This is a genomic window from Pseudomonas sp. S2_B10, assembly GCF_054668425.1.
Window position 1 is genome coordinate 4,457,381 of sequence record NZ_CP162768.1, and the last position, 13,147, is coordinate 4,470,527.

Genomic DNA, 13,147 nt, shown 5'->3' on the forward strand with positions numbered 1-13,147 from the left:
CTGAAGGGGGAGCGGGCCGTCCCGCTGTTTTTCGACAGACATCCGGGCCGTCCCGGATGGAAAAAACACACTTCACTCAAACCCACCACAAACTCCTGTGGGAGCTGGCTTGCCAGCGATGAGGTCGGCACATCCAACATTGTTGGTGACTGAAACACCGCAATCGCTGGCAAGCCAGCTCCCACAGGACTATCAGTGCCTTGAAGGTTTCAGGCACTGCCCGGAACGCGCCTGGCACAGGGCAAAAAGCCAACGGCGTAAACGGCTGATGGTCAGTTCCATACCAGCAACTCCGCCGGGGTCGGGTTGTAGGCATTGCACGGGTTGTTCAACTGCGGGCAGTTGGAAATCAGCACGATCACGTCCATCTCGGCGCGCAAGTCGACATACTTGCCCGGCGCCGAAATACCGTCCTCGAAAGTCAGCCCGCCGTCCGCCGTCACTGGCACGTTCATGAAGAAATTGATGTTCGGCCCGATGTCGCTCTTGCTCAATCGGCCGTCGTGGGCGCAGGCGCGCAGGTAGTTGTCGCGGCAGCTGTGCATGTAGCGTTTTTCCAGGGCGTAGCGCACGGTGTTGCTCTCTTGCGCGCAGGCGCCGCCGAGGGTGTCGTGGCGCCCGCAGGTGTCGGCAACGATGGTCAGCATCGGCTGGCCGAGGTTGGAATACAGCACGCTGCCGGTGCTCAGGTAGACGCTGTTCTGCCGGCGCAAGGTGCGTTGCACGTCGTAGCGTTCCTTCGGGTTGGCGAGGCTGTAGAACAAAGTGTCGACTGCCTGATTGCCTTCCAGATCGAGGATGCGCAGGGTCTGCCCGGCCTTGACCTCCATCAGCCAGGGCTCGCCGGCGGGAATGGTCGCGCGGTAGATCGCGCTGTCGGCTTGCTTGTGCGAAGTGGCGATTGCGAGTGACATGGCAGCGATCCTCAGGCGAACAAACGGTCGGTGTTGATAAAGCCGCGCTCGTTTTCCGGGCGCGAAGTGCGGCAGTGTTCGGCGACGCTGGCGTCGGCGTTCATCCAGCTCAGCTTCAGAGGTTTCGGGGCGTATTCGGGTGACGGGTCCATCGGATGTTGCAGGGCGGTGAGCACCACCAGGGTGTCCATCGGCGCGTACAACTCGATGTAGTCACCGGCCTTCGAATTGCCCTCGACGAAGTGGAAACGCCCGGCCTCATCGACGTTCACACGGCTGAACAGATTCAGGGTCATCAGCAGGTCGGACAGGCCCAGGCCCCACTTGCCGAGTTCCACCAGCAGGTTGTCGGTGCCATTGCGAAAGAAGCCGTTGCGCAATTCCTGGTAGCGGCCCTGACCGTACTTTTCGGCGACTTCCTGTGCGCAAAGCACACCGCCGAGGCTATCGCTCCAGCCGCAGGTGTCGGCGGTGATCGCGGCGAGCACGCGGCCCATGTCCGAGTACAGGCAGTGGCCGGCGGTGAGCTTGGCGGTGTGTTGGCATTTGAGGCTGTCGGGCAGGTTCAGCCGCTCGGTTTTTTCATTGGCATTAAGCAAGGTCAGGCTGACATTGGCGCCACCGCGCAGGTCGGTCAGGCGCAGCAATTGGCCGCGCTTGAGCACGAACGAACGGTGGCCGCCGCCCGGCAGCATTTCCTCAGCGAAGGGTGGGAAAAGTTGGATTGAATCAGTCATTGCAGCAGTCCTCTCAAGCAGTGCGAAGGGTGCCCGCCAGCGGCAGCGGCAGGGCCTCGACGGCGGCGCGCTGGGCGCGGCGGTCGCTGTTCAACGGGATGTCGTAAGTGATGCGGGCGCCATAGGCGCCGGGGGCGTGCGGGTCGAGGCGCACCTTGTCGAACACCAGCAGACGCGTGCCGAGGCTGAAGCCTTCGGACAGGTCGTGGGTGACCATGAACACCGTCAGTTGCGTCTCGCGCCACAGCTCCAGCAGCAGCGCGTGCATGTCTTTGCGAATGCCCGGGTCGAGTGCGCCGAAGGGCTCGTCGAGCAGCAACACGCGCGGCTTCATGATCAGCGCCTGGGCGATGGCCAAGCGTTGCTGCATGCCGCCGGACAGCTGCGCCGGGTACTTGTCCAGCGCATGGCCGAGGCCGACTTTGCTCAGCAGTGCTGCTGCCTGCTCGCGAGCCTCGCGTTTGGCGTTGCCGAACAGCCGACCAAGCAAGGGCGCGCGCGGCAATTCGAGACCGAGGGTGACGTTGTCGAGCACGCTCAGATGCGGGAACACCGAGTAGCGCTGAAAGACCACGCCACGGCTGGCATCCGGTTCGCTGGCCAAGGGCTGGCCGTCGAGCAGAATCTCCCCGCGACTGGCGCTTTCCTGGCCGAGCAGCAGGCGCAGGAAGGTCGATTTGCCGCAACCGGAGGCGCCGACCAGGGTGCAGAACTCGCCTTCGTTGACGCTCAGGTTCAAGCCTTCCAGAACCACTTGATCGGCGTACTGCTGCCAGACGTTCTTAACTGTGATGAAGCTCATTTCGCTGCTCCCTCGTACCAAGGGAAAGCGCGCTGGGTCAGCTGCTTCAAGCCCCAGTCCATCAGCCAGGCGAGCAGGGTGATCCACACCACGTAGGGCAGGATCACATCCATGGCGAGGTAGCGCCGCACCAGAAAGATCCGGTAGCCGAGGCCGTCGGTGGAGGCGATCGCTTCGGCGGCAATCAGGAACAGCCATGCCGAACCGAGCATCAAACGCAGCGAGATCAGCAAGCGCGGCAACAGCTGCGGCAAGACCACGCGCAGCATCAGCGTCCAGGTCGAGGCGCCGAGGGTCTGCGCCTTGATCAGCAGTTCGACCGGAATGTCGCGGGCACGCTGTTCCAGATCTCGGGCCAGCGCCGGGGTGATGCCGATGACGATCAGCATGACTTTCGACAACTCGCCCAGCCCGAAGACGATGAACAGAATCGGCAGGATCGCCAGCGGCGGCACCATCGACAGCACCGTCAGCAGCGGCGACAACGGCGCGCCGAACAGCGGCAGGGTGCCCGCCGCAATACCGAGGCAAAGACCTGCCAGCGCCGCGATGCCGAGGCCGATGGCCAAGCGGCGCAGACTTGCCGCGGTGTCTTGCCACAACAGGTATTCACCGGTGCGGCTGTCGGCGTTGAAGGCCAGGCGTTTTACCGCGTCGCTCATCTGCACGGCGCTGGGCAGCAGTTTGTCGTTGGGGTTGTCCGCCAGGCGCTCGGCCGAGCCTGTGAAGTAGGCGAACAGCACCAGCGCGAACGGCAGGATCACCAGCAACAGGCGACTCGGGCGATCGGGGTGGCGATTGATCAGGCGCATGGCCAAATCCTCCGTGGCTTACAGCTTGGCGTCGGCGGCCATCTGCATGTAAGTCGGATCGAAACGCAGCTTGAGATTGGCGGTGTCGCCGCTGGTCACGCCGTTGGCGAAGGACATGCCGACCGCGCTCGGGTCCTTCGCGCCTTCGCCGAGCAGACCATGCTCGAAGGAGAATTCGGCGACCTTGCGCATGGTGTCCGGCAGTTGTTTGCTGGTGGCGAAATTCAGCGCTTCGCTCGGCGTGGCGAACAGTTTTGTGGTGTCCAGTTGCGCCTGGAAGCCGGCGAGATCAGTTCCCGAGGCCTTGGCCATGTGCTCCAGCGCAGCTTTGCTCGCGGCATTTTTCGCGTTCATCAAAGCGACCACTTCGAACCACGCCCCGGTCAGCGCTTTGCCCAGTGCCGGGTTGTCTTTGAGGGTGGCGCTGTTGACCACCATCATGTCCATGATCTCGCCGGGGATCTGGCTGGAATTGAACACTTCGGTGACGCCGGGTTTGGCCTTGATATCCGAGAGCATCGGGTTCCAGGTGGTCACGGCGTTGACGTCGTTGGTGTTGAACGCGGCGGCAATGTCGGCGTCGGAGGTGTTGACCACCTTCAGGTCTTTCTCTGTCAGGTCCACCGAGTCCAGCGCGCGGGCCAGCAGGTAATGGGAGACCGACAGCTCGACCAGATTGACGTCCATGCCTTTCAGATCGGCGACTTTTTTACCTTCGCCTTTGAGCACGATGCCGTCGTTGCCGTTGGAGAAATCGCTGACGATCAGCGCGGTGCTGTCGACACCACCGGCAGCCGGAATGGTCAGCGCATCCATGTTGGTCATGGTGCAGCCGTCGAACTGGCCGGCGGTGTACTGGTTGATCGATTCGACGTAGTCGTTGAGCTGCACGACGTCGATCTTGATCCCGTATTTCTTCGCCCATTTGTCGACGATGCCCTGGCTGCCAGCGTATTCCCATGGCATCCAGCCGGCGTAGATCGTCCAGCACACGCTGAAGTGGTCTTTCTGGGCGGCGGAAGATTGCGTGCTGATGAGCGCGGCGAAGGCGGCGGCGAGCAGGGCGGGGAAACGTAGTCGGATCATTGCGGATTCTCCAGTTGATCGAGGGCGGACAGGAAGGCAACGCGGCACCGCGAACGGTGGCTTGTCTCCCGGGCTTTTGTCCCGCCGTGTAACCTCAACTGGAGGTCGCCAACTCTCGGACCAGCCACTCGCGCTTGCGAGCCGGAACCCTAGTCAGCCATTGCAAATTGTGGTGCCGCGAACCTGTGATGACTCCTGCACGGGTTTGCTAAAGCGAGAGGCGTGCCAAGTCGGGCCGAGGCCTTTGCGGCGGGGATTTGCTGGATTGCCGAGGTGAGCGGGGCGAGCGACAGCGCATCGTGGTGGTGCGTGGTTGCACCGTCATGCAGCGCGGTTACGCTTCACGGGTCGCTGATTTTGCGGATTAACAAGATTTCATGATCACTTGTTTCAACTTGTTGCAGGAACGCACCAGATTCCGAAACCGCTGTCTGATTCTTCGACAGTCACGCAATTGCTGACGGTCGCCTGCCAGCGTCGCTGGTGTGGCCAACCCGCGGTCCAGGAGGCCGCCATGTATCGCCGAATCGTACTGCTTGCCGTGATGCTTTTTTCCCTTGGCGGATGCGTTCCTTATTCCTATGGAGACAGCTACTACAGGTCAGAGGTCTACACATCACCCGCACCGGCCTATTACAGCGGTGGCGGCTCCTATTACCGCAGCGGCGGCACTTATTACACTCAGCCGCGCTACTACCAGCCAGCGCCGCGGTACTACCAGCAACCGCGTTATTACCAGGCGCCGCGGCACTACCAACCGGCCCCGCGTTACTACGAAAGCCGTCGCTGGCACGGCAACGATCGCGGACGCTGGGACGGCCACCGTCGGGGCGGTTGGGACAATGACCACCGCGGTCGCGGCAACTACGATCGCCACAGCGGTCGTCGTGACTACAACGGCCGTGGCAACCGCTGGTAAATCTCTGCAATGAGCAAGCGGCGCATGATGCGCCGCTTTTTTTTGCCCGGCGAAAAGTCCTTTCGTTGGCCATCTCCTAGGACAATCCCGGAAGCGTCCTACAGTTTCATTTCGTGGTGTTTGTTAGCGTTCGTGGACGCCGAACGAGGCGAGCAATCCTCAGCTCGATAGCGGCGAAAAATGGACGTTCAGCGCTATGAAGCTACTGGTTATTCATCAAAATTTTCCCGGTCAGTTCCGTCATGTGGTGCTGGCAGCGCTGGAGCGCGGTGATGAGGTTATGGCGATAGGTCGGGACACTGCACCGGGCGTCGCCGGTGTGAACACCCATCGATATCGAGCGACCAGCCGAGCGCCCGGCAATATTCACCCGTATCTGATCCGCTACGAACAAGCGGTGATCGACGGGCAGAAAGTTTTTGAAATCCTGGGCAGGCTGAAACGTTCGGGCTATCAGCCAGACGTGATTCTTGCTCATCCCGGATGGGGAGAGACGCTGTTTGCCAAGGACGTCTATGCCGATACGCCGCTGATTCACTATTGCGAGTATTACTATCGAGCGCAGGGCGCCGATTGCGGGTTCGACCCTGAATTCCGGCGAGCCGCAAGGGAGTCGTCACGGCTGCGAGTGCTCAACTCGCTGCATCTGTTGAATATTCAACAATGCGATATCGCAATCGCGCCCACGCAGTGGCAGCGCAGCCTGTTTCCGGCCGCTTACCGGTCGGCGATTCGGGTCATTCACGAAGGTGTGATTCAAAATTCTGACCTGGCGAAAGTCGGGGAAGTCAGATTGCCCAATGGAATCGAGCTCAAAGCCGGACAGCCGATCGTTACCTATGTCGCCAGAAACCTTGAGCCTTATCGCGGCTTTCACAGTTTCATGCGAGCGATCCCGCTTATTCAGGCCGAGTGCCCCGATGCGCAGATCATCGTGGTTGGCGGTGATGGTGTCAGTTATGGGAGTAAGCCGGTCGGGTACCCGGATTGGCGCAGCAGGATGGAGGCGGAGGTCAGTTTCGATCACTCCAGAGTGCATTTCACAGGGAAACTTCCTTACCAGACTTATCGAGCGGTTCTGCAGTGTTCGAAAGTTCATGTCTATTTGACGTATCCGTTTGTCTTGTCCTGGTCGTTACTGGAGGCGATGGCGTCCGGTTGTGTGGTTGTTGCGTCGGATACGGCTCCGGTAAGGGAAGTCGTTGTCGAGGGGGCTAATGGAATATTGGTGGATTTCTTTGACCATCAAGAAATTGCCGGAAGTGTAAGCAAGGTTTTGAAGTCGGCAGGTGAGTACGGTGGTCTTGCCAGCACCGCGAAGTTGACGGCAGGTCGGTTCAGTGTGGAATCGGGCGTGAGCCAATATTTTGAGGTTTTTGCAAGCGCGATATCCGGGCATAGCGACATACCAACCGTTCCGCAGTTTGAGCGGGAGGTTTGAAATGTCCAGGAAGTCGCGTAAGCAGGCGATCAAGTGGTTTAAAAGGTTGTTGAAGTATGGATTGTTCTTTTATGTCTGTTACTGCGTAGCGGAATTTTATATTCGCAAAGAACAAACTGCCGAGTCGGCGGCTATTCACCAGGCAAACGAGAAAGCTTGCCAGAACAAGCTGGCGAGCATGCGGCAAGTGCCGATATTAGGCGGCGCCTATATAGATAAGACGCTAGTCCCTGAGTTTTATGTAGGCATGCCTGAAATGGTGAACAAGAAAGCGTGTCTGGCGATTGCTCTGAAGGGGCTTTTCTGGCGGACCGGGACGGGGCTGCACCGGTACCAGGATCAGCGCGCAGAGTCGATCCCCAAAAGTTGGCGGCTCTATAAATTGAACGCCGGACTTTTTACCAGGAAAGAAACCACCGAACCCCATGAGCGGGGTTATCGGCACGTCAACTGGCCGGATGAGTTGATTGTGAAACTAAAGAATTATCCGGGGCTGGAGATTTGGCTCGATGCACCTCCACCGCATTTCAAGAATCAAGATTCGGTTAGAACGTTTGTCATTACTGGCTGGCCGCGGCGAGATGGAACCCCTCGGTTGATCAACTGTGACGGCTTGATTCGCCCGGCTTCGGAGGAAAAGCTGACTGACGAGAAACTGGCAAGGTTCAGCAGAACTGAATTGGAAAATCTTGATTTCGGCAAACTGAATTTCTTCTGCGCTATCAATCTGGATAACTTCGACTTCGCTGGTGGGCACGGTGGCGTAAAACTCGGATTAGCGTCATTACGCGAAGCACCTGAGATGCTCAAGTATCTCAGTGGTTATCTTTCACGGGCGGTTATTACAAGGAAGTAACAATGAGTTATGTTTTTAGCGACATGGAAAAATCAGAGATTTTCAACGCGGCTAATATTTGCAAAGGAATGAGGCTGAGCTCAAAACAAATTCAGTACGATGCGCTGAAAATAGCAGGGGCAAGCTGCGCCCCCCTGTACCAAAAGCTGTTCGATATTATTGGTGAGAAAGTTTCTGACGTTGTAGCTGCCGATAAAGAGGCTGGAGAAGTGCTGAAAAGCGCCAGACTCTGGCTTGCCGTGGCCATTGATGCCAACGGTGGAAACGGTGCCTACTCTGCCCTGATTCGTGGTTACACCTCCCGCCAGGGTGAACTCAGACTGAATACAATTTTCAGTGAAGACCTGATGCAGCTTTCATCCAACCAGGTTGCCGTCAATTTCATCAATACCCTGATCAACGGATCCCTTGCCGGTCAACTGGCACCCTGGACCGTTCCGTCAATCAGCCAGATCGCAGAAATCGACGCCAGCGCGATTGGCGAGGCGCTGTTCAAGGAGGTTTGCGGGGAGGACGACACCGCCGTGAAACGTAACTCCGGTTGGTCTGGAACAGTCGGATTCAGCCTGTTGGGCGGTAAACCTCCCTATGAAACGTGGAGACTGATCTCTGCGGGCGACCCGGATGCGGAAGATGGCGGCCCACCCATCCAGGCAAAACCCAACCGGCTCGACGACTATAAAAACATTCTCTTCGCCATCGACGCCTACAGCGTCGGCCTGCGAGCGGCGATCAGCAATTTCGGCATCAATCCACTGCAAAGTCTGCTCTCGGTCGTACCCGAGCAAATCAATATCGCGCTGGCCAGTGGCAGTGTGAATCCGCTGATTCAGCATGTAGTCAAAGGCACACCTGTTGCCGCCGTGGTCGAGCTGATCTTGCGCTACGGCCAGAACGAATTTCTCGACATGTTCAAGCGCACTTACGACGGCGATTCTGCTGCCATACCCACTACCAACGACACCTTCGCCAGCAACGCTTACGCCTTCTTCTCGGCATTCTCCCCAGAGCAGTCGCAAAGCATCGTCACCCGAACAATAGGCGAGTTCGGCAATGCCAATGCATGGGCGAAACTGGCAGCCGAGGCGACGCCGCTCGGTCTGGCGTTGCGCAACTCTTTGCAGCAATTCAGTGAAGTCGTCATAGAGCGAGCCGACGGTTATCCCGACCGCAACCTCGAGCTTTACGATCCGCACACTGGCGAAGGCTTTATCACCGCGCAGTGGCTGGCGGACCGTGCGCAGATGCTCGCCCGTTTGATTGCCCGAACCCAAGGCTCGTTTGGAGAACACTCGCTGCAGCAGTTTTCCTACTCCGATCTCGCCTCCGGCAAACAGGCGCCGATGACCACCGGAGTGCTGAACTCGTTGGCCATGTTCGGTGATGACGGCGGGCGATCTTTCGCTGGTGGCGCCAATGCCGATCATCTGTATGGCGGCGAGGGCAATGACTCCATCGATGGGATGGCCGGTCACGATGTAATTGAAGGTGGTCGCGGCAATGACTCGCTAACCGGAGGTGACGGCAATGATGTGTTGTACGGGATGGCCGGTGATGATGTTCTGATCGGAGGAAAGGGGAACGATTCTTTGATCGGGGGCGAAGGCAACGACCGTTATGAATTCGCCAGCGGCGATGGCCTCGACGAGATTCTTGATGCCAATGCCAATGGGCAGCTGTGGATCAATGGCGCACCGATTCCCGCACTCAAACGCCGCGCGCCTCTGAGCAACATCTGGTCTACCGAGAATCGGTCCATCACCCTGGCGCTTGTTGAAAACACCCTCAACATCAAATACGGCCAGGGCGATCTGGTGGTGATCAAAAACTTCCAGCCCGGGATGCTTGGCATCCGCCTCCCTGAATACGAGGGGCAGCCGCTCACTGCTGCGGATCTGACGCTTCAGGGCGACTGGAAAGCCAAAGACGCCGATCCCACTGTCCCCGGCGATCAGCCCTCCTTTGATGAGCTGGGCAACGTGGTGCTGCTGCCCAAGGTCAAACAGCGCAACAAGGCCGACGTACTTTACGGTTCCGCCGCAGACGACGTCATTCTCGGCCTGGGCGGTTCTGATCGATTGTTCGGCAAGGCTGGAGACGATCGGTTATTCGGCGACAAGCAGACGACGCTCGAAAATGCTATGGCCGACGGTGACGCCAAGGGCAAGGCAAGTCGCGGAGACTGGCTCGACGGCGGGCAAGGTGACGATTTGCTTATCGGTACGGCATCCCGAGATGTTCTGCTCGGTGGCAATGACCGGGATACCTTGATCGGCGGTGCTGGCGACGATGTGTTATCCGGAGACGAAACCACCGGTGCGCTGGAACAAGGTTGGTCGGTTAAGCGCGCTGCCGTCACGATTGCTCGCGGTGTGACCAGTCACCGAGCGGTCTATTCAAAGGCCTCGATAAACAGTGCGCCCGAAGGCGGTAGTGACGTGCTGTATGGGCAGGGCGGCAAGGACATTATCAACGGCGGCTGGGGAGAGGACCTGCTTGACGGCGGAGCTGACGACGATTTTCTCAAAGGCGATCAAGGTAACGACACCCTGGCCGGTGGCAGCGGCAACGACGTGATGCTTGGTGACAACCTCGATTGGGGCGGTGGCCTGCCCAGCAGACACCATGGCAACGATGTGCTGGACGGCGGCAGTGGTGATGATTCACTCGGCGGTAACGGTGGCAGCGACGCTTTGTATGGCGGCCCTGGCAACGACATTTTGCAGGGTGATGACGGCGTACTGGACGGCGTCGAAGGCGATGCCGCGCATTTTTTTGGCGATGATCTGCTGGACGGTGGCTCCGGTGATGACACGCTCTGGGGCGGCGGTGGCGATGATTTGCTCTTCGGCGGCGAAGGCCATGACGATCTGATCGGCGACAGCCCTGACCATCCGGTTCGTTATCACGGCAACGACTTTCTCGATGGCGGCGCGGGGAATGACACCCTGCGCGGCATGGGTGGCGCGGATACGCTGGTGGGTGGCGCAGGGGCTGATTTCCTCGATGGCGATGTGTCTGACCTGCAACCGGGCGGGAGCAACAACGACGTGCTTCAGGGCGGCGAAGGAAACGATACGTTACAGGGTGGTTTCGGTGCCGACACGCTGTACGGCGGCGCGGGTGACGACATCCTTGCCGGCGATTACGAAAACAGCGCTGAGGCCGAGCAGAATGCCGATTATCTACACGGTGGCTCAGGTAACGACACGTTGCTCGGTGGCGTCGGCAACGACACATTGCTGGGCGGAGAGGGGACGGACTACCTTCGCGGCGATTCTGGCGACAACGTGTTTGATGGCGGTCCAGGTGCTGACGTGCTGGATGGCATGGATGGCGCCGACATCTACTATTTCGGCGCTGGCGACGGCCTGGATATCGTCACCGATGCCGGCGGCCGCAACATCATCAGGTTCGGTGCAGGGTTTTCCGCGCAAAGCCTGAAGGCCGACGTTATCGAAGTTACCGTCGGCACGGTTTTGCGACTGGCCAATGGCACGGGCGACGCGATACTCATCAAGAATCACGAGCGGTGGAAGGATTCCACATTCAATTTCAGCGACGGCGTGGTACTTGATTATGCAGATGTCCTGCGCAAAACATTGCCACCGATAGAGACGGCCGAGTCACCCGTACCAGAACCTGTCACCGCCCCGGCATCCCCTGAAAGCAAAGTTGAGGATCCGGTTAAGCCAGACGATTTCACCGCTGCGGCGCAAGGCCCGGTGGCGTCTGTTCAAACGGTCAACTGGACCGATGAGTTCCTCGCGCAAATCAAGTCAAAACGCTCCGCCCGCAGACACGCCACAGGTTTTACCTTGAATGAGCAAGGCGTCTGGGTTCGCAGCCATATCACTACCAGCGACACCGGTTACACCACTCACACGGAGCTGATCGATGGCAGCGTCGAAGCGGGGACACTGTCTGAAACGCCGCCATGGATGAAGGTTGATGCAGGGCACGCCGTGGTCAGTGAAAGGCAGTCGACAACCACAACCCGTGTCGAACATAAACCGGTGAAAGCCGAGGGAGCAATGCCTTCCTCTGCTCAGGCGCCTCGCTATTATCGATCCGGTTCGGCCAACGGGTTTTCATTCAATACGGGCGACGTATTGGTTGAGGGCCGAAAGGAATCCGGCGCGCTTGAAGGCTGGTACGTCTATCCGGCGGCAAGCTTCAGTTCGGGCGCAACAGTGCCCAAGGCGTTTCGCTGGGATGTCACAACTGAAACGATCAAACGCAAAATCGTCCATGGCAACGATGCCGGCGGGCGAGTCAACGTCGAAGTGGAAAACGTTTTCCACGGCGGCGCGGGTGATGATCTGATCGTCGCTTATGCAGGCTCCCCACTTGACTACGGCACTGTCGGCGACAGAACACCGGGCGCGTTTTTATCCGCAGGTGCAGGTGACGATACCTTGCTGGGCGCCGAGGGCGCCGACTATCTGGTCAGCGGGGCAGGGGATGACTGGCTTTACGGCGAAGACGGCGCCGACACCTACATCGTGCAAGCGTACGCCGCAGCGACCACCACGATTGCGGATGTGCCGAACCCTGTTTTCCACCGCGCAGAAGTAGGCGTAGCGGGGTGGAAAGATGAGTACGGATTGATCGATCAGGACACGGTCGTTCTTCCAGCAGATGCGCAGCGCGATGCACTGCAATTGAGCTGGAGTGCTGCGCTGATAGAGACCACCCATGTCGAGCTGGAGCCCAACCCGGATCGCGCGGCTTACCGCAACCCGCCGAGAGCGAAAATGCTTCATCCGACACTCGATATCCAATGGGGCGGGACACAGAAAGTCCGCATCGTCTGGCCCCACAGCGGTGAACTTGAGGGCGCCGGTATTGAGCTCGTCAAGTTCGCCGATGGGTCGGTCGCAAGTTTGAAGCAGCTCCTGGAATCAAGTCAGCTGGGACCTGCGCCCGAGACTTTTCATACGGGTGTCATCGTCAACCATCCCACCCGTTCAATTTCCTTGCGAGACGGACGAGCGCTGCCACTCGTGGGCGGTCGCGGCAATGACACGATAAGCGGCGCGGGGGAGATCCGAGGGATGCAGGGGGATGACGTGCTCACGGGCAGCCCCGGTGATGATCTGCTGCTGGGTGGGCCGGGCAATGACACGCTAACCGGCGGCGCGGGAAATGATATCTACCGATACGATGGCCTCGGCAGAGACGTGATCATCAACAACGGAGGCGGCCTGGACGGGATCGATTTTTCCGAACGCAGGCTGACGATCGACAACCTGAAGTTTCACCGTGAGCGTGATGATCTGGTGATCGTGGTCGACTACGGCATGGCACCGAAAATCCGGGTTTCCAGTCATTTTGCCGAAGGTGAAAGCGCTATTGGCTTCATAAGAGTCAGCGAAGGAACAGCGATTCAAGACTACAGCGCAAGGCAAATTGCTGAACGTCTGCACCCGCTTCCGCCACTGAGAGATGTCGAAGACATTTTGATAAAGGGCGACGATGAAGCGCAGCGGGCCATGAAGGAATTCATTGAGTTCTACGGACTGAATGTCTGACAAGACGACTGATTGAGCCGGCCCGCGAAGGCAATCCAGTCGCCAT

At 59.0% G+C, this 13,147-nt stretch carries 9 protein-coding genes and 1 riboswitch; of the genes, 4 read left to right on the plus strand and 5 right to left on the minus strand.

Annotation, left to right across the window (positions count from 1 at the left end):
• Positions 1-272: 272 nt before the first annotated feature.
• Genes AB4O45_RS19885 through AB4O45_RS19905 form a run of 5 tightly spaced genes read right to left on the minus strand, consistent with a single transcriptional unit; the run spans position 273 to position 4,351 of the window.
• Positions 273-914, minus strand: a complete 642-nt coding sequence (locus AB4O45_RS19885; protein ID WP_016771291.1) for an urea amidolyase associated protein UAAP2 — start codon at positions 912-914, stop codon at positions 273-275.
• A gap of 11 nt (positions 915-925) precedes the next feature.
• Positions 926-1,651 (minus strand): urea amidolyase associated protein UAAP1, encoded by a 726-nt coding sequence (locus tag AB4O45_RS19890; protein WP_016771290.1) that lies wholly within the window; start codon positions 1,649-1,651, stop codon positions 926-928.
• Between the two features lie 13 nt (positions 1,652-1,664).
• Complete coding sequence (locus tag AB4O45_RS19895) at positions 1,665-2,453, minus strand: ABC transporter ATP-binding protein (protein ID WP_095180592.1); 789 nt, start codon at positions 2,451-2,453, stop codon at positions 1,665-1,667.
• Positions 2,450-3,265 carry an ABC transporter permease gene (locus AB4O45_RS19900; protein ID WP_041478876.1) on the minus strand — a complete coding sequence of 272 codons (816 nt, stop codon included), beginning with the start codon at positions 3,263-3,265 and terminating at the stop codon, positions 2,450-2,452. Before AB4O45_RS19900 ends, AB4O45_RS19895 begins: the two co-directional genes overlap by 4 nt.
• Positions 3,266-3,283: 18 nt before the next feature.
• Positions 3,284-4,351: a putative urea ABC transporter substrate-binding protein gene (locus tag AB4O45_RS19905; protein WP_252887445.1), complete on the minus strand. Its 1,068-nt coding sequence runs from the start codon at positions 4,349-4,351 to the stop codon at positions 3,284-3,286.
• Between the two features lie 63 nt (positions 4,352-4,414).
• A riboswitch (guanidine-I (ykkC/yxkD leader) is annotated at positions 4,415-4,515 on the minus strand.
• 350 nt (positions 4,516-4,865) lie between these two features.
• Here AB4O45_RS19905 and AB4O45_RS19910 point away from each other — a divergent pair.
• The 4 genes from AB4O45_RS19910 (at position 4,866) to AB4O45_RS19925 (ending at position 13,101) form a co-directional block, all read left to right on the plus strand.
• Complete coding sequence (locus tag AB4O45_RS19910; protein ID WP_039760873.1) at positions 4,866-5,270, plus strand: hypothetical protein; 405 nt, start codon at positions 4,866-4,868, stop codon at positions 5,268-5,270.
• 196 nt (positions 5,271-5,466) lie between these two features.
• A complete protein-coding gene (locus AB4O45_RS19915) occupies positions 5,467-6,711 on the plus strand; it encodes a glycosyltransferase family 4 protein (protein ID WP_460160452.1) in 1,245 nt (414 codons plus the stop codon).
• Between the two features lies 1 nt (position 6,712).
• Positions 6,713-7,567: a hypothetical protein gene (locus tag AB4O45_RS19920; protein WP_460160453.1), complete on the plus strand. Its 855-nt coding sequence runs from the start codon at positions 6,713-6,715 to the stop codon at positions 7,565-7,567.
• A gap of 2 nt (positions 7,568-7,569) precedes the next feature.
• The gene (locus AB4O45_RS19925) at positions 7,570-13,101 is read left to right on the plus strand and encodes a calcium-binding protein (RefSeq protein ID WP_460160454.1); all 5,532 of its coding nucleotides are present in this window, start codon (positions 7,570-7,572) and stop codon (positions 13,099-13,101) included.
• Positions 13,102-13,147 lie beyond the last annotated feature (46 nt).